The 23,256-nt window shown below is 39.4% G+C and carries 17 protein-coding genes; 6 read left to right on the top strand and 11 right to left on the bottom strand.

What is annotated here, in order from left to right; translation table 11 throughout:
- The first annotated feature begins 93 nt into the window (after positions 1–93).
- Both MSBR3_RS12155 and MSBR3_RS12150 read left to right on the top strand, forming a co-directional pair.
- Positions 94–465 carry a YgaP family membrane protein gene (locus tag MSBR3_RS12155; protein ID WP_230627438.1) on the top strand — a complete coding sequence of 124 codons (372 nt, stop codon included), beginning with the start codon at positions 94–96 and terminating at the stop codon, positions 463–465.
- A gap of 658 nt (positions 466–1,123) precedes the next feature.
- The gene (locus tag MSBR3_RS12150; RefSeq protein WP_048108433.1) at positions 1,124–1,960 is read left to right on the top strand and encodes an ATP synthase subunit B family protein; all 837 of its coding nucleotides are present in this window, start codon (positions 1,124–1,126) and stop codon (positions 1,958–1,960) included.
- A 489-nt stretch (positions 1,961–2,449) separates the two neighbouring features.
- Here the strand turns inward: MSBR3_RS12150 and MSBR3_RS12145 are convergent, their stop codons facing one another.
- Entirely contained in the window at positions 2,450–3,265 is an 816-nt protein-coding gene (locus MSBR3_RS12145) for an AIM24 family protein (protein ID WP_230627436.1), read from the bottom strand.
- Between the two features lie 335 nt (positions 3,266–3,600).
- On the opposite strand from MSBR3_RS12145, the gene MSBR3_RS12140 reads away from it, so the two are divergent.
- Complete coding sequence (locus tag MSBR3_RS12140; protein ID WP_230627434.1) at positions 3,601–3,846, top strand: hypothetical protein; 246 nt, start codon at positions 3,601–3,603, stop codon at positions 3,844–3,846.
- A 2,146-nt stretch (positions 3,847–5,992) separates the two neighbouring features.
- Positions 5,993–8,035 (top strand): heavy metal translocating P-type ATPase, encoded by a 2,043-nt coding sequence (locus MSBR3_RS12130; RefSeq protein ID WP_394297731.1) that lies wholly within the window; start codon positions 5,993–5,995, stop codon positions 8,033–8,035.
- Between the two features lie 249 nt (positions 8,036–8,284).
- On the opposite strand, the gene MSBR3_RS12125 is transcribed toward MSBR3_RS12130, so the two are convergent.
- Both MSBR3_RS12125 and MSBR3_RS21085 read right to left on the bottom strand, forming a co-directional pair.
- A complete protein-coding gene (locus tag MSBR3_RS12125; protein ID WP_155396807.1) occupies positions 8,285–8,728 on the bottom strand; it encodes a hypothetical protein in 444 nt (147 codons plus the stop codon).
- Between the two features lie 55 nt (positions 8,729–8,783).
- Positions 8,784–8,924, bottom strand: coding sequence for a PLDc N-terminal domain-containing protein (locus MSBR3_RS21085; protein WP_268989150.1), 141 nt, complete (start codon positions 8,922–8,924; stop codon positions 8,784–8,786).
- Between the two features lie 932 nt (positions 8,925–9,856).
- Here MSBR3_RS21085 and MSBR3_RS12120 point away from each other — a divergent pair.
- Complete coding sequence (locus MSBR3_RS12120; RefSeq protein ID WP_048108425.1) at positions 9,857–10,579, top strand: GAF domain-containing protein; 723 nt, start codon at positions 9,857–9,859, stop codon at positions 10,577–10,579.
- 300 nt (positions 10,580–10,879) lie between these two features.
- Complete coding sequence (locus tag MSBR3_RS18995) at positions 10,880–13,609, top strand: histidine kinase dimerization/phosphoacceptor domain -containing protein (RefSeq protein WP_052723396.1); 2,730 nt, start codon at positions 10,880–10,882, stop codon at positions 13,607–13,609.
- Between the two features lie 103 nt (positions 13,610–13,712).
- Here the strand turns inward: MSBR3_RS18995 and MSBR3_RS12110 are convergent, their stop codons facing one another.
- From MSBR3_RS12110 to MSBR3_RS12075, 8 genes are all read right to left on the bottom strand, one after another.
- Positions 13,713–15,062: an MFS transporter gene (locus MSBR3_RS12110; protein ID WP_048108423.1), complete on the bottom strand. Its 1,350-nt coding sequence runs from the start codon at positions 15,060–15,062 to the stop codon at positions 13,713–13,715.
- 95 nt (positions 15,063–15,157) lie between these two features.
- Positions 15,158–15,508, bottom strand: a complete 351-nt coding sequence (locus tag MSBR3_RS12105) for a zinc ribbon domain-containing protein (protein WP_048108421.1) — start codon at positions 15,506–15,508, stop codon at positions 15,158–15,160.
- 329 nt (positions 15,509–15,837) lie between these two features.
- Positions 15,838–16,419: a hypothetical protein gene (locus MSBR3_RS12100; RefSeq protein WP_048108419.1), complete on the bottom strand. Its 582-nt coding sequence runs from the start codon at positions 16,417–16,419 to the stop codon at positions 15,838–15,840.
- 513 nt (positions 16,420–16,932) lie between these two features.
- A complete protein-coding gene (pheS, locus tag MSBR3_RS12095; RefSeq protein WP_048108417.1) occupies positions 16,933–18,411 on the bottom strand; it encodes a phenylalanine--tRNA ligase subunit alpha in 1,479 nt (492 codons plus the stop codon).
- A gap of 162 nt (positions 18,412–18,573) precedes the next feature.
- Positions 18,574–20,049, bottom strand: coding sequence for a tryptophan--tRNA ligase (locus tag MSBR3_RS12090; RefSeq protein WP_048108415.1), 1,476 nt, complete (start codon positions 20,047–20,049; stop codon positions 18,574–18,576).
- 300 nt (positions 20,050–20,349) lie between these two features.
- Positions 20,350–21,576, bottom strand: coding sequence for a radical SAM/SPASM domain-containing protein (locus MSBR3_RS12085; RefSeq protein WP_048110450.1), 1,227 nt, complete (start codon positions 21,574–21,576; stop codon positions 20,350–20,352).
- Between the two features lie 371 nt (positions 21,577–21,947).
- Positions 21,948–22,556 (bottom strand): translation initiation factor IF-2 subunit beta, encoded by a 609-nt coding sequence (locus MSBR3_RS12080; RefSeq protein ID WP_048108413.1) that lies wholly within the window; start codon positions 22,554–22,556, stop codon positions 21,948–21,950.
- Between the two features lie 35 nt (positions 22,557–22,591).
- Complete coding sequence (locus MSBR3_RS12075) at positions 22,592–23,113, bottom strand: 50S ribosomal protein L16 (protein ID WP_048108411.1); 522 nt, start codon at positions 23,111–23,113, stop codon at positions 22,592–22,594.
- Between the last annotated feature and the right edge of the window lie 143 nt (positions 23,114–23,256).

The following is a 23,256-nucleotide window of genomic DNA, read 5'->3' as shown; positions in this document are numbered from 1 at the left end:
ATAATATAAACATGGTGCAAGGATACTGCACAGGCACTACAAATATGATAAGTGTATACTGTAAATATAGTACAAACGTATTGCAAAACATATGTGGATATAATACAAAGGGGGTACAAACGGAATAATGCTATATATTCAAGGATCTATAAGTATGTAAGAGGGCTTATAAGGGGGTTTTGTCCGACGAATCTTAAAAAATTGCTTTTGGAAGAAAATGTAGGAGGCTTTGATCTCCTGTGCCGAACCATATATGGAGTACTTGCAACTCTCGTGCTAGCAACAGGCCTTGTAAAAAGATCTCGATGGAAATGGATTATTGCGCTGATCGCTTTTACTGGTCTTGTTAGCTCAATCCTGAGACACTGCACTCCCTACTCCATTCTTGGAATCAGTACCGCAAAGAAAAAGAAAGATTCTGTGCAGGAAGTTTATTTCAATAAACAGTACTTCAGGAGATATTAATTCTCCATCTTTTTTTAACATAGCTGCGTTAGTGAGTGTAAAAAATTATCTCAAATTAGATTTAAGTCTACAATTGGGATAGGACTTACACATTTGAACTGAAAAACAATACTATCAACTAATAAATGTTTAAAATATTAATTTAAACCTAATTTAAACCACGATGTTATTGTATTTAATTTTTGACACAGAATGCATAAGGTCTATTAAAAAAGTATCTTTTTCAAGCCCTTTTTATGTCCTGATTTTAAATTTCTTGAAAAATGTGAGAATAAGATTTCTCTGCGTTATCAATTAAATGTTAAATTCCATCCTTTGTTTTAAGTAGAGAGGCTAAAATTGGAGACCTTGTTTGGGAACTAGGAATTTAGTAACATAAAGAATTTTAGTAACCGGTTTTCTTCTCTTTTCACTGATACGCCCTTGAGCCAATATTTTGACAACAATATAGGATATGGTAAATCAGGGATGCCTTATCTATTAAAATTCAAACTCAATTATTTAAGTATTCTTATGCATGACACTATTCAACGAAAGAGCTTATTATTTATACTCAAAATTTAAATATACATCATATATTTTTTAAAATATAGCCATTCTAGGATGAACATTTCAGATTATACAAATTATTTACAACATATTGAAAGCAGGAGTTAAAATGAAACTGGCACTAAAAATAACTGGTATCTTCTTAATCGTCACTCTGCTGACATCGTGTGTAGTAGCAACTGAAAACAAAGATCTGCCAACAAAAAAAGAAATAACTGATTTTATTACTGAGATACCAGTATCTGATGACTATATTAACACAGTATTTGATGCCGTGAAAAATAAACAGCCGACATGGAACTGTGATACATGGGTAGATAAAAAAACTGATAATCAGATACTCAGCTTGTATTATGTAAATCCATACTCAGCAGAAGGATACGGTAGCATATACTTCAATGAGTTCGGGAAAGAGATCTCCAAGCAAGGAATTGACCTCAAGCTGGTAAATCATTACGTAGGAAAGGCTGTTTCTGAAGAAAACACCGATAATACTTTACAGACGGCCGATGAGACTTTACAGACGACTGAGACGACGGGCCATATGGTTGATGAAACTGGCCAGACGTCTGATGAGACGGACCAGACGTCTGAGTCTGAAGAGAAACTGGCTGAGTATGAGGGTAAACTGGCTGAGTATGAGGATAAACTGGCTAATCTTGAGGAGGAGACCAAGAAGGTTAGGTATGAGGGGCAGTCTGATAAGTATGAGTTTTCGACGGCTAGTAATGAGTCTCAGTCGGCTGAGGATATGGCTAAGACAGTTGATGATGCAGCCCATATAGTTGAGAATGCGGCTAAGACAGTTGAAACTGTGGCCAAGAAGGTTGAGGAAGAAGAAGAAACAAAACAGGATAAAGAAATTCGTAACGGGATTTTAATTACAGTAGTTGGAGGCATAATTTTAAGTGTTATTGTAAGTCTTATAAAGTTATTCTTTAAGTAGAACCGCAGGTAGGTATCCAATCTATAACCCAAATTGCATAATATTTAACCGTAAGATATAACTGAAAGGTAAGTAATTTTAACTTCTACTCTCTATAGATTCCAGTTGCTAACTGCTTTTTTCAGACAAAAATCGTTCTTAGTACCTGAAAAATCAAAAGTAAAGACAGATAATAACTCTTTAATTGAATTTATCTACGTTTGGTTAAAATACGGTCTACCTGAAATGCTTTTTTATTACTGTTTCCGTAAACTTATAAATATAATTGAGATAAATTGACGATTGGAACAGTCATTTTGATATTAACATATTTCTTTACCGAATGCAAATGATTCTTTTTCTAGCCCGTTAATCTATTTTGTTAAATTATTAGGTTGCTCGTGTTTTTTGATGAATTCGTCTTTAAGTTTCTTCAACTTCTCTCTCGTTTTTGAGCTATTCTTTATCTCTTCATAATCCTGTAAAACTAAACATTAAAATCAGTCTTTGTTACTCGCCAATGTTTTCTCCACTAGGTGGATAGTTCTGTCCAAGTGTTTTATATACCGACTGTGTAGGAGCCATCCAGATTTTTCCAGTGCCTTCATAGGTATGAAGAGTTCCCTCTCCACTGGCTAGATTTCCAACCAATTTCTTTGCAGATCTTTCTACTGTAAACTTGATAGAGGATGATCTTAAGAATACAAAGTTTCCATCGACTTGCAGTCTTTCATTATTAAGTTCATATTTCAGAACCTCACTTAGAGGTACCGGGATTGCAAGAGCACATAGGCCCTTTCCACTGAGTTTGGTCTGAAACCAACCTTCTCCTCCAAATAGCCCTGAAGATAGATTTTTCTGGGATGAAACTTCTACACTGACTCCGCTTTCACAGCAATAGAAAATTCCCTTATCTACAATAATAGGATCATTGTTCAGTTCCATCAATATGAAATGACCGAAACTTGGTTCAAGAAAAATCTCTCCAGTACCTGAATAAGTAGGATTGAAGGCAGCTTCCTCGGTCAGTGAATTCTTTATCAGTTTTTTTGCAAGGCCTCCAACCCCTCCTATCTGGCATTCTGCACAAATATTCCCTTTGTGAAAGTAAAGAGCTCCCGGTTCGGTAGTTATCGAGCTGTTTTGAAGAGTAATTTTTACCTGCTTCAGGCTCATTCCTACTTTTTCAATATTATACAGATTTTCTGCAAGACGAGAGTCTCTAAGCCCTCGCAGATTTTTGTACTGAAGGATCTCAATTTTTATCCCTTCTCTCTCAACGCATTCAAGAATATTGATGTTATCATAAAAACTTTGTTCGATCATTAGCTTACTACCTTTCAATTTTACTGATGCTGTAATGCTATATATTTAAAGTAAATTTCTTTATACTCTATTCTATTTCTTTTATATAGAATTATCTAAAAAATTAGAGTTTTAAGTCAGTTAATTCTCTTATAATTTATCCGTTTTTTCTCTTACTCAAGTTTTATCTTTCTCTTCATAATTGGCGTATATTCTGTAATATCCTTTGTTCTAAGAATAAGTAAAGAATATTAGAGTATGTTTATTTTTTAAGTAATATAACATAACTAATTTCAGTCACGTTGGTTATATATAAGTTCGATAATATTTTATTAATACTAAAACTAAGTATGAAGATGAAAGAAATGAACAATACAAAAAGCTGTGAAGTTAGATGCACAAAGTGTAGAAATTGGTTCAGCTCACAACTTCTTCAGTTTGAAGATGAAGAGTCGTTTCTGCACTCTATAATGTATAAAAACAGAGAGTCATGTCCTTACTGCAATGCAGTGATTACTTATGACAAAGAAATCATGAGATTCGTAGAAAAAGACAGTACTGGTAAAGTCGTCAAAGAAACTAGATATCTGTATGATTTCTGATGTAACATCAAAATTATCTTCCAAATTTTGCCAAAATTTCCTTAAGTAAAAATTTATACTAATTCTTAAAGAGTATATGTTAAACTTGTGCCAATCTGGAATAAATTTCAGATATGTTAACTTATCTGCTATTGAGGTTTTTTGAAACTTTAAGCTACTATTTTTAATTTAATTTCATAGGTTTTGAGAATTAAAAAGTGAGAAAAATCTTAGAACTTCTATACTGAAAAGTCTGTAATAATTAATCTGAAATGAATTTTGAGATAAACTCAAAGGTAAATCGCTATTATTACCATCAAAGTTGATACGGCCACGTATAAAATACCAGGTATAAAATGAGCCCAAAAGTCCGAACGAACTGAGATTTCTCTTCTTATACTATCTTCATCAGTGAAAAAAGAATCTGGATATTTGTGCAGAAAAGCTTCATAAATTCTGAAGTACCCAAATTCAAAAAATGAACCAATGCTGATTAAGGTAACGTCTAAAATGCTGCTAATTGTCATGTCGAGCGGAATGTCAACTGACCCCAAAAGGATAAATAAAACTGCGAAATGCAACAGTGGTACAATGAATAAAATAATCCATCCTGTTAATAAGCGTTTGATATTGTGAGACTTTCCCTTCCAGGCACTATATGTGTCCCAAGGCTTGTATATTTCGTGGGAGCGAGCTATTATTAAAGAGAAATATATCGCAAAGAAATACAAAAACAAATCTTGTACGGTTGGCGACATAATCTTCCTATTTTAATTCATGCTCGGATCATTAATTGTCAAAATGAGATCATAACAAGACTTAATAACAGAGAAAAATATGAGATAGATCTTATTTTCCGGTCAGGGATTAATCTGATATTTGTAATTCAGATTATGGATTTAATAGATTTAATAACATATAAATCCCCAACCACGCAAAGAAGAGTAGCCGCATACTCTGAAAATATTTCTTTTTCGTTCTTTTTACGTTAACCCGTGAATATGAGTTTTGAGTTATTCTTGTTTAGCTTTTCTACAAGCTCTTCAATTATATGTAGCTGATTATAATATAAAACCAGTATTAGTGGACATCTTGAAGAAACATATGAAGAAACATGTGTGCATGAATTTTAATTTTGCAGTTCTAGATTCTGTTTTTAAATCGTCTGACATATTTATTTATTTTATGTCTTGTATAAGACAATTCGATAAGTTTATTATATTTGAGTACGTAGATTAAATTATGACTTTCTTACCTCCAGATTATGGGTCTATTAGTCATATTCCTCTGGACATAGCTTTTAGGGATGCTATTTTTATCTGGATCTTTAGCATCGTTTTGCTTTTTATTCTGATCCTCACTGTGCGTCATAGTGTTCGGATAGCGAACCATTAAATATTTTCTACATGCATATTTTTTTCTTTATTTTCCCTCTAGAAGGCTTAAAGTAGCTTAGTTTTGGTTTCTGTTCCTTCGTCTGTTTACGAACTTTTTTAGATATTTCTTTAGTTTTTTCTCTTTTTCTCTTTTAAAAATTAATCCTTTGAATTAGCTGGTTATAAAAGATTTTTTCTTTTTTTTGCAGGGTATTTGGTTCTTTTAGCATCGTTGCCTTCAAATATATCAGAAACTCTAATATATTTAAAAATAAAAATTAAAACCAGGGGATTGGGAAAACATGCAGGCTGAAGAGAAGAGAGTGGACACCGGGATTTCTAATAGTCAGGTAAATGAATCCTCATCCAATGATAAAGAGCGCGAGTTCGGAAGAGGCATGCAAGGAAATTCACGTGGGTCTCACGAGGAACGTAGGAATAAGCCTGCAGGTATGGTGCATCACGGTAATCCCGAAGAGCAAACCATGCGTACTGAAGAAAAATCACTGGACCAAGGGCAACGTGAAGAAGTGGGTCATAGTAGCTCTGAACAGCCTGATAAAATGAAACACGAACGTAGCGAAATGGAACACAAATTGGGTGAGACACAGCATGAGCGGCATGGCATGAAGGATGAAGGGATAAAACCTGAAGAGATGGAACATGAAGGGATAAAACCTGAAGAGATGGAACATGAAGGGATAAAACACGAAGGGATGAAGGATGAAGGGATAAGACATGAAGGGATGAAACACGAAGGGATAAAACACGAAGGGATGAAACACGAAGGGATGAAACACGAAGGGATGAAACACGAAGGTCACGAAGGTCACGAAGCAACAGGTGGGAAAGAGCACGGCAACCATCATACTCACATGCTTGAAGATTTTAGAAAAAGATTTATTGTTTCTTTTGTGTTAACTTTTCCCGTTTTGCTGCTTTCGCCAATGATCCAGGATTTTTTCAATTTTGAGTTTCGTGTTCCAGGTGCAGACTATATAATTTTTTTGCTTTCTTCTGTTGTATATTTCTATGGTGGGTACCCTTTTCTAAGGGGGATTAAAGAGGAACTTTCCGAAAAATCCCCTGGAATGATGACTCTTATAGCCATTGCAATAAGCGTGGCATATTTTTACAGTTCGGCTGTGGTTTTCGGGCTTCATGGTGAGGTTTTTTTCTGGGAGCTCGTGACCCTTATCGATATAATGCTGCTTGGGCACTGGCTTGAGATGCGTTCGGTTATGGGAGCTTCAAGAGCCCTCGAAGAGCTGGTAAAAATTATGCCTTCGGTTGCCCATATGAAGAAAAATGGTGAAGTTGTCGATATCGCAGTTGACCAGCTAAAGGTCGGGGATAAGGTTTTGATTAAGCCCGGAGAAAAAGTGCCTGTAGACGGAACTGTTGTAGAGGGGACAAGCAGCGTCAACGAATCCATGCTTACCGGAGAGTCGAAGCCTGTTACGAAAAAGCCTGGAAATGACGTTATTGGTGGCTCGATTAACGGAGAAGCGGCTTTCGTTGTTAGTGTAGAAAAAACCGGAAAGGATACCTATCTCAACCAGGTTGTCGAACTTGTCAGAGCTGCTCAGGAAAGCAAATCAAAAACCCAGGACCTGGCAAATCGGGCTGCCATGTATCTCACAATCATAGCCCTTTCCGTGGGAACTCTCACTCTTATTGTCTGGATTCTTATCGGCCAGCAGCTTGTCTTTGCACTTGAAAGGGCAGTGACTGTAATGGTTATTACCTGTCCGCATGCCCTTGGGCTTGCAATACCTCTTGTGGTCGCAGTTTCAACGTCTATTGCCGCAAAAACCGGGCTTCTTATCCGGGACAGACAGGCATTTGAAAGAGCACGCAATCTTCAAGCTATTATTTTTGACAAAACCGGTACATTGACCGAAGGTCGGTTTGGAGTTACGGATGTAGTTTCTCTTTCAGGAGAAAAAATTGGGTCTGGGGACGGAGATAACGGAATGAGTAGTGATAGAATCTTAAGCCTTGCAGCCTCTCTGGAAGCCAGTTCTGAGCACCCTATTGCTGCAGGTATTCTGGAAAGTGCCCGGGAAAAAGGGTTACAGACTCAGTCCGTGGAAGAATTCAGTTCAATTCCGGGAAAAGGAGTACATGGCCTGGTTGGAGGAAAAAAATTTCTTGTTGTAAGCCCTGGCTACCTTGAAGAAAACGGAATTTCTCTCAAAAACGAAAAGATTGAAGAAATCGAAACACAGGGAAAAACTGTAGTTTTCCTGCTTCAGGAGGACCGTGTACTTGGAGCTGTTGCACTTGCCGACATTATCAGGAAAGAGTCCAGGGAAGCTATCTCAAAACTTAAAAGCATGGGAATTAAATGCCTTATGCTTACAGGAGATAATCGTTACGTAGCAGCCTGGGTATCCCAGGAATTAGAACTCGATGATTATTTCGCTGAAGTCCTTCCTCACGAAAAAGCAGAGAAAGTCAAGGAAGTCCAGGCGGAATATATCACAGGTATGGTTGGAGATGGGGTTAATGATGCACCTGCCCTGGCTCAGGCTGACGTCGGGATAGCCATCGGTGCAGGTACTGACGTTGCAATTGAGACCGCTGATATTGTCCTGGTAAAAAATGATCCTAGGGATGTAGTTTATATAATTAAGCTTTCCAGAAAAACTTACTCCAAGATGTATCAGAACCTCCTCTGGGCAACAGGATACAACGTTTTTGCCATTCCTCTTGCAGCCGGGGTACTCTATGGATACGGAATCTTATTGAGTCCTGCTATTGGCGCAGTTTTCATGAGCTTGAGCACCGTGATTGTAGCAATAAACGCTAAAACTTTAAAGATGGGGTGATTTTGTGCTGGGAATCTTACGTAGTATAAAAAAAATACTTGCTTTCGTCGCACTTGCTTCCACTATAATCGGATTTATTTCCAGGCTTATGGGGAAGAAAAAGAAAAGATAAATTTAGAGTTGTAAGTGGGAAAATCATTAAAAGTTAATGGAAGGACCTCGTTCCAGAACTCGGGTATTAAAAAACATTTTTACTTTCTAGTTTCTTTATGTTCTAGTGAACTTCGGGTTCAAATTTTTATCTTTTATTTAACTGCTTGTTTCAGTTACTATAGTTGAAGGACCGATTTCGGTATTGTTTTTGTACATGTTGATTCCGCTTTTGTCTTTTATCGCAGTTTCCAGTTCGTAGGTGAAATCTTTCTTTCTTGGAAATTCGAGTACAATCGGATTTTCAGTAGAAATGTTACCGTAAAATTCTTTATTAATGTTCTCGAGGGTATTTCCATTTTCTCTGAGCTGATATGTTATGTAACAGTCAAACTTTGAGTCCGGATTTTTTGGACTGTAAGTAAATACTAATCGGTCTTCATAATTTCTGGATTCGCTCACAAACACCTCCAGAGAATTCTTCTCCAGGATGCTGTCTCGATCTCCTGCACTGTCTTTTTCAGCAGGATCGTTAACCAGCTGTGCAATTATCGCGGCACTTACAACCATAAGAATAGCCATTAATAATTTGAATATGTTCATATTTATTTAGATGTTATATCTCCATTTTTATTTTCCGGTTTTTTCCTATCCGATTTTATTCCCCCAGCTCTAAAAGTCTCTTAGGGCGTCGGATGAGATAGTATAGAAAAGCTCCCACGATAAAGGTTAAGACAATAATTGCGATCCAGATCAGGCGTGTGTTTCCTATATCTGTCTCATTCTTTGCACAGTCAATAAGAATCTATGTCCAGAAAATAAAGGAAAGTAAACCAATCAATGCGAAAAGAATAAAAACATAAGAAAAGCCGATCACTTTATCAGTCTCGAATTTTTATTTTCGAATATATGCTTACAAATTGGTAATTTTTCATAATTATTTATAATAAAATTCTAGTACTTAAGCACGTCTTTTATTGTTAAAACATTTGATTTTATTCACTTGTTTTGTAAATAATACCATATTGATTTTTTATTCCAGTCGAATACCCGCTAGCTTGCTGCGGGGATGGAAACTTCTCCAGTAACCGTTGATGATTATAAATTTATCAGTTCCATTTTTCGGTTGTTAACTTCTGCTCAAACTAACCGTTTAGGGGTTACTATTTCTTTTAACGAAATTTCAAGCGGTGGCGCGAATATACCCCGTTGCTTGCAGCAGGGTGCGCCAGTGCAACTTTGATTTTAATCTCTTAATTTGTTGTACTGTGCTTGTTACTAAAGCAGGTATTAAATAATATGTCCTATCTATATATCTAATAATTTAATGATTATTATTAAGGATTATAACATAAATATGAATATTATAATATATCTATATATAACTTAAGTTAAGATTTTTATTTAATCCATTTTATACTAAATATAATTAGGTTCATATTTAGTATTTTTATAATTCTAATCAAAAATCAAAGTAAAAATCATAGTAGCCATATAGCCTCATAACTACATTTGATTGCATAATTGGGGTTCAAAATTCGACTCAAGGGTAAATATACACCTGAATTTCAGATAAGTTTTCTATCCAGGCTTTAAACTAAATAGAATCAATTGTCCCATTGTATAATTAGTCAATTTTTAGGCATGTTTACTACAAACTATCGAAAACTCAAACTTATCGAAAACTCAAAATTTCGAAGATTAACAGATTGTTTATGGATGGTGGAAAGCATGAGTTCTAGATATACTACAAGTCAAGAATCCACAACGTATCAGACACTATTGGATGAGAATAAGTTACTGGTAGGTGAAAATAATACATTAAAGGAGGAGATACAGAGTTTAAGAGCATGTCTGGGGCAGACTGAAGGAGTTGAACGGATTACAGACAAAATTGATCCGGAACAGGCAGAGACAACTTCTAGTGAGCGCGAGAAACAGTTAATGTTCGATCTCGATGCAATGACCAGAATGTATAAACTCAGCATGTTGTTCGTTCGTGAGGGCAATCTTGAGCCAGTTCTTAGCGAGATAGTCGATGCAGCAATTGCAATTTCTGGTGCTGACTTTGGCAATATCCAATTACTGGACCCTGAAACATCTGAACTTAAAATTGTAGCTTATCGTGGATTTCCCAAATGGTGGCTGGACTTCTGGAACAGTGTATCTGTAGGAAAAGGAACTTGTGGTACTGCACTTGGACGTAAGGAGAGAGTAATTGTCGAGGATGTTGAACAAAGCCCGATTTTTGCAGGTACACCTGCTCTGGAAATCCAGCTTAAAGCCGGAATAAGAGCGGTACAATCTACACCAATTGTGAGCAGGTCAGGAAAACCGCTCGGCATGTTCTCAACACAATATAAAAAGCCACATAAGCCGGACGAAAACACGCTTCAAATGTTGGATCTTCTAGCTCGCAGTGCAGCAGATATTATCGAAAGGGCACATCTTTAAAAAAGTGAATAGTTGTGACAGTGAAAATAAAACCTGAAGAAATATAATTCTTGTTCAATTATTATAAATTTCCCTTATAATTTCACACCATTAAAAGTCTCAAGCGTGAAATCAGGCTATCCAAATAACTGGCATAACATTTGTTAAGTGCAATCTCAAGAAAGCAGTGTCAAAAGAAGCAGAAACTAGCGCTATTAACGTAAAAATACTGGAGATGTTAATCGAATATTAAAGTAAAAAATGATTTAAGAGAACTATATCAGCAAGATAAAATTAATCTTAAAAGGTCAGTATAAAAATATGGCTACCAAATATACTGATGGCTGTGAGCCTATAAAATATCAAGCATTATTAGATGAGAATAAGCTACTGGTGGACGAAAATCGTGCCTTAAAAGACAAGATACAGAGCCTAAGAGCATGTTTGAAGCAGGATAAAGGACCTAAGTACGATATTGATGAACTAGATCCGGAGAAAAAACAGGCACATCTTCTTGTAAAAGCCGATCTGGAAGCACTGACTCAAATACATGAACTGAGTACAAAACTTCTGGGATCGGAAGGGATTCAACCACTATTAAAAGAAATAATGGACGCAGCAATCTCTATCGTAGACGCAAAAATGGGTACTTTGCAACTTCTTGAGGATGATTCGCTACATATTGTTGCTCATTATGGTCACAAACAGCCTTTTCTGGATTATTTTGCATCTGCTGAGAACGTGGCTTCGGTTTGTGGAAAGGTGATGCAACAAGGAGAACGTATTGTTATTGAGGATGTTGAAACAAGTTCTGTGTTTGTCGGGACACCTTCCCTGACTGTGATGCGCGAAGCCGGAGTACGAGCGATTCAGTCCACACCAATATTAAGCCGAACGGGTGAGCTTCTTGGTATCCTTACGACCCAATGGAACTTTCCTTATTCTCCAAATAAGCATGATCTCTGGAGGCTTGACCTGCTAGCACGGCAGGCAGCTGACATGATAGAGCAGGCCAGGTCAGAGAAAGCATTGAACGATAGCAAAAAACGTCTACAGGCCGACCTTAATGCTATGACTAGACTTCATAAGATCGGCACGCTGTTCGTTCATGAAGGCTCTCTTGAACCAGTTCTTGGCGAGATCGTCGATGCAGCAATTGCAATTTCTAGTGCTGACTTTGGCAATATCCAATTACTGAACCCAGAATCGTCTGAACTTAAGATTGTAGCTTATCGTGGATTTCCCAAATGGTGGCTGGACTTCTGGAACAGTGTATCGATGGGAAAAGGAACTTGTGGTACTGCACTTGGACGTAAAGAGAGGGCAATTGTCGAGGATGTTGAACAAAGTCCAATTTTCGTAGGTACCCCTGCTCTGGAAATCCAGCTTAAAGCCGGAATAAGAGCGGTACAATCTACACCAATTGTAAGCCGGTCAGGAAGGTTACTCGGCATGTTCTCAACACATTACAAAAAACCACATAAACTACAAGGTCATGAACTTCAGTTAATTGACCTGCTAGCTCAGCAGGCGGCAGATATTATAGAGCGAGCGCAAATCGAAGAAATGTTACATAAGTCCGAAGAGCGCTTCCGTGTCGCTTTGCAGGGATCTTCTATTGTTATTTCCAGTCAAGACCGTGATCTGAGATATACGTGGGCTTATAACCCTTCGCCTGGTTTCAAACTTGAAGACCTTCTAGGTAAGAGTGACTATGATATATATCAGTTGGATGACGCTGAGACTCTTGCCTCTATCAAAAAGCAGGTTTTGACTAGTGGTGTCAGCAGATGTGATGAAGTGGTTATCCATAGGCCTTCTTCTAGTGGTGGAGATTTTTTCAATGAGATGACCACTGAGCCATTGCTTGATGCCACAGGAGCCATTGTCGGAATTATCTGTATTGCAGTTGACATTACCGAGCGCAAAAGAGCTGAAGAGGCATTAAAAAAAGCAAATGATACATTAGAAGAAAAAATTAAAGAGCGTACAATTGAACTTGAAGAGGCTTATAACTCATTACTTGAAAATAAAATGAGACTAAGTGAAGCTCAAAAAATAGCTCATCTCGGAAATTGGGACTGGAACCTGGTAACTGATGAATTATACTGGTCAGATGAAATACGCAATATTTTCGGACTTCGCTCTCAGGAGTTCGATGAGACTTATGACGCATTTTTGAATCTTGTTCTTCCAGAAGATAGAGAATATGTGAATAATGCTTTTAAAGAAGCTTTTTACGGGAAATCTTTTGAAATCGACTTTAGAGTTATCTCAGCTGATAGAGAAGAACATATACTTTATGCACAGGGACAAGTGATTTTTGATGAAAAAAACGCTCCTATTAGAGTTAGAGGAATAATTCAAGATATAACTGAACGTAAAAAAACAGAAGAAGCCCTGATAAAACTCGAAAAAGTCCGTATAAAAGAGATTCACCACAGAATCAAAAATAACCTGCAGGTAATCTCTTCTCTTTTGGACCTCCAGGCTGAAAAGTTTGAGGACAAGACAGTCAAACAAGCTTTCAGTGAAAGTCAGAACCGTGTACTCTCAATGTCTCTAATCCACGAAGAACTCTACAAAGGAGGACAGGGAGAAAAACTTAACTTCTCAGCGTATCTTAAGAAATTAGCTGATAACCTGTTGATGACTTATAAACTTAGCAGCATAAATATCCGTTTGAATATGGATCTGGAAGAGAACGCATTTCTTGATATGGATACCGCTGTTCCTTTAGGCATAATTGTTAATGAACTAATTTCCAATTCTCTCAAACATGCATTCACTGAAAAGAAAGAAGGAGATATTGGAATTCAACTTCGTAGGTATGAAGAGACTGTCAACGGAATTCACAGGTCAGATTTCTGTCTGACAGTCTCAGATAATGGAAAAGGAATTCCCGAAGGTCTGAAATTAGAAAGTGTCGAGTCACTTGGCATGCAGTTAGTAAACACTCTAGTAAATCAGTTAGATGGAGAACTTAAATTGAAAAGGAACAAAGGTACTGAGTTTACTGTAAGGTTTAAAGTAATTGAAAAAAACACTTAAGTATCAGCGACAAATCTATAGCCTTTGACTGAATGAGAAAGACTTAGAAGCTGTCTGAATATTATGTTTCGGCTATGTAATTTTACCGGTCCTGAGATTCAGTTTATTCGTTTCTCAAACTTATCTGTTCTTCAAAACGCCTGAGCCGGAAATTGAGCACAAAAACTGTATAGATTACCAGACCTGCAATCAGGAACGAAGTTCCTGCAAGTGTTTCATATAAAAGGCCACCAAGGATAAGTCCTGTGATGCTGGCAAGGCCTCCGGAACTGCTGGCAATACCCTGTACCGTACCCTGGTATTTTTTCCCTGCGACTTTTGATAAGAGGGAAAGAAAGGAAGGCCACATAATCCCGTCTCCAAGTGCAAAAAAACCTGCTGCAAGGTAAGTAAGGAAGACATTTCCGGGGATGAGAAGCAGAAAATTCGTACCAAGCATAAGGCTTCCGAAAATTATCAGAGTTGCGTCCGAATATTTTCTTGAAACCCTGGGAAGTACAGTACTCTGTACAAGTATCAGGAGCCCGCTCAACACCGTAAAATAGACACCCATTTTCGCAATGCTCCAGTTGAGAGTTGAAATTGCGTGCAGAGGAAAAGCTGTATAGAATACATTGTAACCAAGATCGATTAGAAAGTACAGTCCCAGCATATAGGGAATGCTTTGAAGTCTCAAAACCTCCTTAAATTCAGGTTTTTCTTTCCCAGGCTTTGTTTTGCATTTCCTGATCTCATAACCGAAAATTTTCCGTATATTCTCAGAATCTTCAGGCTTACCGGGAACGCACTCTTTACTTTCAGGAAGATAAAGTATAATCAGCAATGTTCCGATAAGTGAGATTACTATTGCTCCAAGTACAGGAGCTACATCCCCATACGCTGTTAAACTTAGTATTCCGGCAAGAGCAGGACCAACTACAAATCCAAGATTCTCGGAAATCGCCATCTTACCGAAATCTCGGCTCCGATCTCTTTCTAAAGTAATATCAGCCAGATACGCATTGGCTACCGACACATTTCCTCCGGTCAGTCCGTCAAGTGCTCTGGCGAAAAAGAGCACTGTAAGAGGCAGGGTAACTGTAAAAGCTCCCAGAACTCCGGAATCTACTTTAAAGAGGCTTATTACCGGAAGAAAAAGAACCCCAAGGAAGATAATCCATGAAAGTAAAGTTCCTAGCTGGCTTATAAAAAGTATTTTTTTGCGGCCGTAAATATCAGACCACCTGCCTAGAATAGGGGCTCCTATTAACTGAAAAGCCGGATACATCGAACTTGCCAGCCCATAAATGAAAGCGTTTCCTCCCAATCGGTTGACCAGAAATACCAGAAAAGGGAGTACAATGCTAAACCCGAGCGTGCCTATGAAATTTACAGCAAGAATTGGAAGGAGGGAAACGTTTTCTCCTGTACGAGGACCTGGATTGCCTTTCTGGCCTTTGTTTTCCTTTTTCATCTTTCCTCAGGGTTCGTTTTCGAAAACCTTTTCCCAGGGTTTTAGGTTCCTTTTTCCTTTTCATATAACTGGCATGTTCGTTTTTCAGATAACAGCTACTTCTTAAGGGCAGTTTTCTCTTTAATTCTCAGCATATCAGCCCATGCCTTTTTCCCACACCTCGGACATCTCAGGTACTTTTTATTCACACCGTTTGGGCTGATGAAACCTTTAAGCGTTGAAACTTCGAATACTTCGCCGCATCCGGGACAGAGATAGGCAAAGTTTTTTGTGTGCCATACTAAAAGCAAGATAAGAAACCCGGCTATTATCATTAGCCAGAGATACCAGTAGCTTGCAAGCAGGAAAACTGATGATATCATAATTACTACTATGAACTCTAAAAGTACCTTAGCGGTCCCGTACAAACCGCTTCGCGTAATTTTCCAGTACTTGTTTCTGTTCATAGTCCACCAACCCCCCTATTCTGCTTCTTTTATACTCCGTTCTCGAATAACTTATACTGGAAAATACGATTTGCAGTTATTTAATGGTATTTTTGTCTTTTTTTTGGATTAAAAGACCAAATAAATCTTTTAAAGCCGCAAAAATCTTAAAATATTTAATATGAACCGCTAAAAGTTAGAAAAAGAGAAAAGTTTCCTGGGATCTATAGAATTGGGTTCAAGTTAGACTAGTCCTTTCATCTCGTTTATTGAACTGCCTGTGCAGCAGAGGAGTAAAAAGATTCCGAGCTCCAGTCACCTTGCTTGAGTCATTTATTTATTTATTTCAGTTACTTCGTCTTTACTATTAGTCCTTTTATCGTATCTTCGGAGTACCAGACCAGAACTTCCAGGCGTTCCGAACAACTGCAAAAAGCATCCTGCACAGAAACCTGAGTGCCAAGATCGGGGTTGTCCAGGTGCCTCCAGTCGTCGTTAACAAAGAGCCATAAACTTCTTGTGCTGTCTGCAGGATAGGACATCAGTTCAAGCCAGTACCTAGTTGCTATGCCAGTTTTCGTAGTTACTGCATGTGATTCTACTGTCTTCTGATCTTCCGGAAAACCTACCAATTTTTTAGGGCCAGTCACATGTTCTGCTGAAGATTCTGCTGAAGACTCTGCTGAAGATTCTGCTGAAGACTCTGCTGAAGACTCTGCTGAAGATTCTGCTGAAGACTCTAATGAAGATTCTGCTGAAGACTCTAATGAAGATTCTGCTGAAGACTCTGCTGAAGACTCTAATGAAGATTCTGCTGAAGACTCTAATGAAGATTCTGCTGAAGACTCTAATGAAGATTCTGCTGAAGACTCTAATGAAGATTCTGCTGAAGATTCTGATGGTTTATCTATCTCTGATTGGATATCTGCCATTACTTACCCCCCTTTTGTTTAATTGCTAACGCAATTTTTTCATCCCTGGTTTCACCAGTTAGTATACTTCGTAATTATATATCTCTAATGAAATTATGTTTAGGAACTAGGATTCTGTAAGGTAAATATCTCTCTACGTATTTTTATAGCTTAGCTTTTTATATCCTTGACTTTTATAGTTTGCCTTTAATTGCCTTGTCGGCTGTAGCTTTTTGTCTAAGTTAAAATAAAAAGTTTTAACCTGAGAAATTTCAGGTTATAAACCCTCAATTCAGATTTCAGGTATAAACCTTCAGTTCAGATTTCAGGTATAAACCTTCAATTCAGATTTCAGGTATAAACCTTCAATTCAGATTTCAGGTATAAACCTTCAATTCAGATTTCAGGTATAAACCTTCAATTCAGATTTCAGGTATAAACCTTCAATTCAGATTTCAGGTATAAACCTTCAATTCAGATTTCAGGTATAAACCTTCAATTCAGATTTCAGGTTATGAACCCTCAGTTCAGGTCTCAGGTCCGGCAAACTTCACTCTTTCTAAGCCAGTCAATGTCAGACTGATATAGAAGCCTGAGGTCTTTAAGCCCTAGCTTCAGCATAGCAAGCCGGCTGACTCCGAGCCCCCAGGCGAGAACAGGGTCTTTAATCCCTAAAGGCTCAGTAACTTCTTTTCTGAAAACGCCTGCACCTCCAAGTTCAACCCAACCCAGGCCGTCCACATAGACTTCAGGTTCCACACTTGGTTCGGTGTATGGGAAATATCCGGGACGGAAACGGACTTCTTCGAATCCCATCCTGTGGTAGAATTCTGCCAGTAAGCCGAGCAGGTCTGCAAAAGACATATCTTTGTCCATTACAACCCCTTCAAGCTGCTCGAACTCCGGAGTATGGGTAGGGTCAATGGTTTCCCTGCGGTAAGCCCTATCAATGCAGAAAGCTTTTACAGGTGATTTGGGGTGGTCAGCCAGATATTTGACAGTGACGGATGTTGTATGGGTTCTCAGCACGTTGCGCCTTGCAAGTTCCTTATCCCAGGTTCCTCCCCAGCCGCAGGAATCGATTTCTCCTCCGTGTTCATGCATTGCAGCAACCTCCTCAAAGTATTCAGCCGGAAGCTGACAGGTACTGCCCAGGTGGAAAGTGTCCTGCATATCCCTTGCGGGGTGGTCCTGAGGCTGGAAAAGAGCATCGAAATTCCAGAAAGAACTCTGGATGATCCCGCCTTTAATCTCGGAAAATCCCATTTCCAGGAAGATCTGGCGCATCTGCTCTATAAGACGTCTGTAAGGATGAATCTTGGCTCCATAAAGGGGTTTGGGGGTAATATCAAGGCGGTAAGGCCTGAACTTCTTCTCCTTCCAGGCTCCGCTCTTCAATAAGTCGGGCGTGAGCTGAGCAATTTCTTCTTCAAGGACAAGTCCCTGAGTGGCAAGTGTATTTCCTGCATCAGTTATGGAAACAGTCCTGGACTTTTCTTCGTGTTTTATGATAAGTTTACGTTTGAGAAGATCCTTTATTGTTCCCTGGTCGGCCCCGATCTCTTCAAGAGTTTTTGCTTTGTCTGTGAAAGCCGCAAGGGTTTCCTCATCTTTTCCTGCATTCACTTTTCCCGACGGTACCATTACCCCGTTTTCAACTTTCGCCCATCCTTTTTTTACGAGCCAGCCGGTTGCAATCCCTACCATTTGCGGAGAGAAATGGCTTCTCAGTTCTTCAAGCGAGGTAGGGTTTTTCAGAAAGTCAATAATCTGGCGCTCCGGAAGCCCGTTTTTTGTGTACTCTTCTCCTTCCTTTGTAAGGGAATAACGTTCAAGCACCTTTTCAGAAACCGAAACCAGCCCTTTCTCCTCAAGCATGAAAGCTGCCTGCATTGCCGCATCTACTTGCAATCCTGATTTCTCCTCCAGCCTTTCGGGAGCAGCAGATCCTATTTCCTCAAGGGCAAGCAAGACTTTTTTCTCGTTGATTGTGAGATTGTCCTGAATACTCATATATGATCACATCCTGAAATTCCTGAAACATTGTGAGTTCATTATTATAACAGGTCAATTTTCGTAAAGTTTAGTTTGTAAAGTTATCTTATGTGATTTATTTGGCAAATTTACTTTGCAAAATCGCCTTGTAAACGATTATTTATAAATTAATTCCCTAAGTTATTTCTTATAAATTATATTATATTCATCAAGGTGTTCTCTTGCCTGTTCCCGCTTTTCCTGATGGTCTTTGAGAAACTCGTACATCTTTTCAGCCGCAAGCTGCTTGCATGAGCCACACATCCTGGTTCCACAGACACATTCTTCTCTTATTTCCAGCAATTCATCATCATTTTCTGCCAGGTGGAAAAGCAGCAGTTCGAAGACAGAACATTCATCAGGTTTTCCGCCCAGTTTTTTCTGTTCTTCAAGGGTTACACAACCGCCGGTCTTTGCCCTTTTTACTTTTTTTGCGCCTTCTTTCGGGTCGTCAGTTAGAGCAATATAGCTGTCAGGGATGCTGCTCGACATCTTTCCTCCCTGCAACCCACTCATGAAGCGGTGATAGGTAGATGCAGGAGGAATGAAAGCATAGCCTTCGAACTCAGCAGCTACTTTAGCTACAATCTCATCCAATATTTTTCGGGTGAGTTTCCACACTTTTCTGAAAACAAAGTATTCTTCGTAACCTGAGAATTCATATGGTTTAATTTCATTAGCAAATTTCGAGACCTCTTCAAGCTCGGCCGTGAAGTATCTTTTTTTCTCAGGCTGGTTTATCTGCGAAACAAGTCTTTCCAGGAACGGATAGTCAGGAGTTTGAATTATGTCAAGGTGCTCTTCATAGAGTTTCACCTTACCCGGAATTTGTTTTTTGAGTTCCTGTAATGCTTCCTTCGGGGCTCCTTTGCTGCGCACGCTCAGGTATTTCCCACCATTTGCGTTTTCTCTCTCCTCTACCCTGAACATGCTCATCTTGCCTGCAAGCCCTCGCGTCAGCCTAAGGTGAGGGTCCTGGTCAGGTCCTACAGGGACAACAACCGGCTTTGGTCCTCCAAATTCTTCAAGCTGTGGTTGAAGAATATCAGCGGCCTGGGTTGCTACACTTATCATATGGGAAAGGTTTGTCTCTCCCGAAAACCCATAAATAGCGCTCAATTCAGAGAAATTGACCTTGACACCGAGTTCAAATGCGAGGTCTTTAACGCTGCCACATCCTGACTGGAAGTAAATAAGGCCATCGGGCTTAAAACCGAGAGCAATAAGACTTAGTATATATTCTTCTACCCCAATTTCCCTGCATTTCTGCCAGGAAAAACCGCGTACTGAGAAAGCCTCTCTGTCCGCAATCCCGACAAAAGCCGACGCTCCCTTTTGCTGGTGCCAGATTATCTGGTCCATAACCATCTTGTGCCCGAGGTGAACTTTCCCTGAAGGCATAAAACCGTCCATAACCGAAAAAGGGGCACCTGTCCTCATGGCCTCTGCAATCTGTTCGTAATCACGGTGCCCGAAGATAACTCTTCTCCGCATATACATATGTGGAGAGGGGATTTCAGGAAGTACATTCTCAAATGGAGAAATCCCGAATTCTTCGAATAACTTGGAATAGTCATTAATCTCGCTTGAACTCCATGGATCAAGTTTATTAGTCATAAAGTCCCTCGTTGGCTGCCGATTTTCTGGGAAAAACTTCAGGCAGGCAGCTTTCTCTTGCTGAAAATAGTTAAAGATATGAATTCAGTTCCAGCTAAATTGCTCTTTAAGAATACGTGCTAATATGTAAATGTTTATCTTCGGACAGGCAGTTAGATTCAAATGGCTTTCCAGAAGTATGAGGTTTTTAACTCTCCCTGGTTGCCATCCCAACTAAATTCAGGTTAAAAGGAATATCAATGTACCGGAGAGAATGCCTGGAAAAAAACTGTAAAGGGATATCCTGCAACTTATTCTTTTTTACTTTTCACAAACCTTTCCAAAAGGATATGGCAGTTTTGCTCCTGCCGGAATCCTGTCAACAAACTCCATAAATTCCGGATCGTGCATCGGAGCCAGATGTTTCTGCTTCTGGAAGTAAGGGTAACTCCTGATTTTCTGCCAGGCGCTTTTTAAAGATTCCTCTTTTATACTCCCAAAACTGAAAGGCGGATAAGGACCGGCTTTTACATCTCCGTCTGCCGTTATGTGCATCCAGCGTCTGCCTTCCATTGCACCCAGCATCTGACCTTCAAAATAAGTATTCGCAAACATCCTTGGGCCATTCTGGCTGGAATTTATCCTGTGGTACATCTCAAGGATGCTTTTCCTGTCTTCGTCATTGAGCACAGGCTCATCCCTGGTTTTTGGCATTGCTTCCCAGACTGAAAATTCATGGACTCCTAGTTCCGATGCAAGGTTATAGAGCGCAGGCAGTTCCTGTATATTTGAGGGAGATGCATGTGTTGTCATTACAACCATGAGTCCGGCTTCAAGTGCCAGTTTTATGGCAGAAACCGCTCTTTCGTATGCTCCCCTTGAGTTTCGGGCAGCATCATGTTTTTCAGGATCAGTTGAGTAAATCCCTACCATAAGGGAATGGAGCCCCGCATCTTTCAGACAGGAGGCTGTTTCTGCTGAAAAGTCCGTACCCCAGGTGGAACAGTTTACTATAGCCCGCTTCTTGTCCACATACCTTATCAGCTCAAAAACTTCTTCCCTCAGGAGAGGATCGTTTTCGGTAAATGTGATAATGAAGGTGCCGGATTCAAGGGCTTCATCGATTATTTTTTTTATAATATCCGTGTCCAACTCGTCTGCAACCGTTCCTGGTGGATATCTCGAACTGTTCTGGCGGGTAAGTTCAATGGATACGGTTTCAGGAATATATTTTCCAAGAGCTATCTGTATCTCCGAAAAAATAAGGCGTTTAAATGCAGGACTCGGGATTGGAGGGAGCCAGGCCGAAGCAATGACCCTGTCGTCTTCTATTAGGGCGAGTTTTTCCTCCTTGAGACGGGAGTTCATCTTTTTCAAGATAGGGTTAAAAGCTGCTTTCAGAGTCCCGTTTGCCGTAAGCTCCGGAACATCCCCTACATGCCTGAGGTTTACTGACAGTCCGGGAATTGAGAGAATTTCTATATTTTTTTCCTTTTTTTTAGTTTCTCTCAATGAAACTTCCGGTACATCTTTTTTTTCAAAAGTCATTCTTTCTTCACAGGTTCCTGATTTGCCTGCTGAATATTTATAATCAACCCTTTTTAAAACAACCCTTTTGAAACAACCTTTTTGAAACAACCCTTTTGAAAAAAGGCTTGACCGAAAAAAGGCTTGACCGAAAAAAGGTCTTTTATATTTCGAAACACCCTTTTGAATAAGGCTTGACTGAAAAATAAGTCTTTTATATTTTGAAAAAAGGCTTGGCCTAAAAGCAAGTTGTAGCAAGTCATCTCGAATTTCCCAGAGATTTAACTATGGAGTGCGAACTCAAACCTGATAGAAAAATTAAGCTACCCAGGCACGAACATGAAAGTAATCGACCTGAGCTGCTTTCTAGAATATTTAAATAAACTTAAACCTCAGGCCCTTTCTGAAAAGGCGAGATTTCCGCTTATTTTCTTTATTTTTACTTTGACCACGTCGCCTTTTGCGGCTCCGGGCACGAAAACCGTATATTTATCTATCTTTGCAATTCCGTCGCCTTTAGACCCGACTGCATCGATCCGGAGCTCATAGGTGCCGCCTTCTTCGATGGCATCTCTGACAACTACATTGCTTACCTTTCTCTTTTTGACAGGCCTGTGAGCTCCGCAAGCAGAGCATCTCAGGACAAGTACCCTGTCCACCCTGACAAGTTGGGTGTCAGGGCGTCCGCATTCCGAACACATAACGTATTCGTCCACATAAGCCTGAATGTTATCAGAGATCTGGGCTCTCGTAAACCTTCCCTGGAAGACTGCACGTGTGCCTTCTATTTTCCCTGCAGTCCCAAGTTCCCTTGTGAGATATTTCATCAAGTGGTCAGGGTCCCGGTTAAGGATATCTGCAATATTTCCGAAATTCTCAAGAATTGTAGTTTTTCCTTCGGAAAAAATTCTGGGCTCAGGGATTACGAATCGAGCATCCGTAGTCTCGGTGTCAGGCATTTTCGCCATTGCACGGTTCAAAAGCTCTTCGTAATCGTACATGTTATTGCTCCTTTTGATATTAACAGTTTAACTGATTACTGTACCAGTTCTGCCCCTTCATCGATAATGACTCTACAGGGGGTTGGCAGCTTCTGTCCTGCATGCCAGAGGGCTTTCTTTGCAGCTGCAAAGTTTTGCTTTTCAACAGCAACTGTGAAAATTTTCTGGAATGGGTTTACCCTTGCTGCAGTACCTACGTTCTTCCCAAAAGCCCTGCGCATTCCACTGGATACACGGTCAGCACCCGCGCCGGTTGCCTGCTTGTTTTCCCTGAGGACTTCGTGGGGATAGACACGGAGCTTCATGTAAAAGCCCATCTTTCCGGCATCTTCAGTCAGGTGCCTGTTTGCTGTAATACGGGCTGCTTCAAGAGCAGTGTGCCTTATCTGGCATTTTTCTTCTACAAGCAGTGAGACTTTAATCGGGAAAGAGGTATTTGCTTTGTCTCCCATGTCATAGTGAATAATCTGGCTGCCTGGAACACCGCCCATGTATTTTCTTCTGGTAAATGAGCGCTGCCTCACATTTCTATACATACTTCCTGGCTTTCGTACCATAAGCTTGATTCTCCTGAAAGATAATGAGTTTATGAGTTTAATAGAAATTTGCTGTAACGGATTTGTTTCCGCATATAAATGTTTGCGTTAAGTTCGTAAAAACCGTCTAACAAACGATTCAGTATGAGATATGTGCATATAGA

The organism is Methanosarcina barkeri 3, from assembly GCF_000970305.1.
In the GTDB taxonomy this organism is placed as follows: Archaea; Halobacteriota; Methanosarcinia; order Methanosarcinales; family Methanosarcinaceae; genus Methanosarcina; species Methanosarcina barkeri_A.
Note: the sequence above shows the minus strand (reverse complement) of the source record. Positions and strands in the feature narration are given on the sequence as shown.

Bases quoted from the DNA above. Each gene is read 5' to 3' on its own strand.
- MSBR3_RS12150 (WP_048108433.1), top strand. From the start codon at position 1,124: ATGAAACTGGCACTAAAAATAACTGGTATCTTCTTAATCGTCACTCTG.
- MSBR3_RS12145 (WP_230627436.1), bottom strand. From the start codon at position 3,265: ATGATCGAACAAAGTTTTTATGATAACATCAATATTCTTGAATGCGTT.
- MSBR3_RS12140 (WP_230627434.1), top strand. From the start codon at position 3,601: ATGAAAGAAATGAACAATACAAAAAGCTGTGAAGTTAGATGCACAAAG.
- MSBR3_RS12130 (WP_394297731.1), top strand. From the start codon at position 5,993: ATGAAACACGAAGGGATGAAACACGAAGGTCACGAAGGTCACGAAGCA.
- MSBR3_RS12125 (WP_155396807.1), bottom strand. From the start codon at position 8,728: ATGAACATATTCAAATTATTAATGGCTATTCTTATGGTTGTAAGTGCC.
- MSBR3_RS12120 (WP_048108425.1), top strand. From the start codon at position 9,857: ATGAGTTCTAGATATACTACAAGTCAAGAATCCACAACGTATCAGACA.
- MSBR3_RS18995 (WP_052723396.1), top strand. From the start codon at position 10,880: ATGGCTACCAAATATACTGATGGCTGTGAGCCTATAAAATATCAAGCA.
- MSBR3_RS12110 (WP_048108423.1), bottom strand. From the start codon at position 15,062: ATGAAAAAGGAAAACAAAGGCCAGAAAGGCAATCCAGGTCCTCGTACA.
- MSBR3_RS12105 (WP_048108421.1), bottom strand. From the start codon at position 15,508: ATGAACAGAAACAAGTACTGGAAAATTACGCGAAGCGGTTTGTACGGG.
- MSBR3_RS12100 (WP_048108419.1), bottom strand. From the start codon at position 16,419: ATGGCAGATATCCAATCAGAGATAGATAAACCATCAGAATCTTCAGCA.
- pheS (WP_048108417.1), bottom strand. From the start codon at position 18,411: ATGAGTATTCAGGACAATCTCACAATCAACGAGAAAAAAGTCTTGCTT.
- MSBR3_RS12090 (WP_048108415.1), bottom strand. From the start codon at position 20,049: ATGACTAATAAACTTGATCCATGGAGTTCAAGCGAGATTAATGACTAT.
- MSBR3_RS12085 (WP_048110450.1), bottom strand. From the start codon at position 21,576: ATGACTTTTGAAAAAAAAGATGTACCGGAAGTTTCATTGAGAGAAACT.
- MSBR3_RS12080 (WP_048108413.1), bottom strand. From the start codon at position 22,556: ATGTACGATTACGAAGAGCTTTTGAACCGTGCAATGGCGAAAATGCCT.
- MSBR3_RS12075 (WP_048108411.1), bottom strand. From the start codon at position 23,113: ATGGTACGAAAGCCAGGAAGTATGTATAGAAATGTGAGGCAGCGCTCA.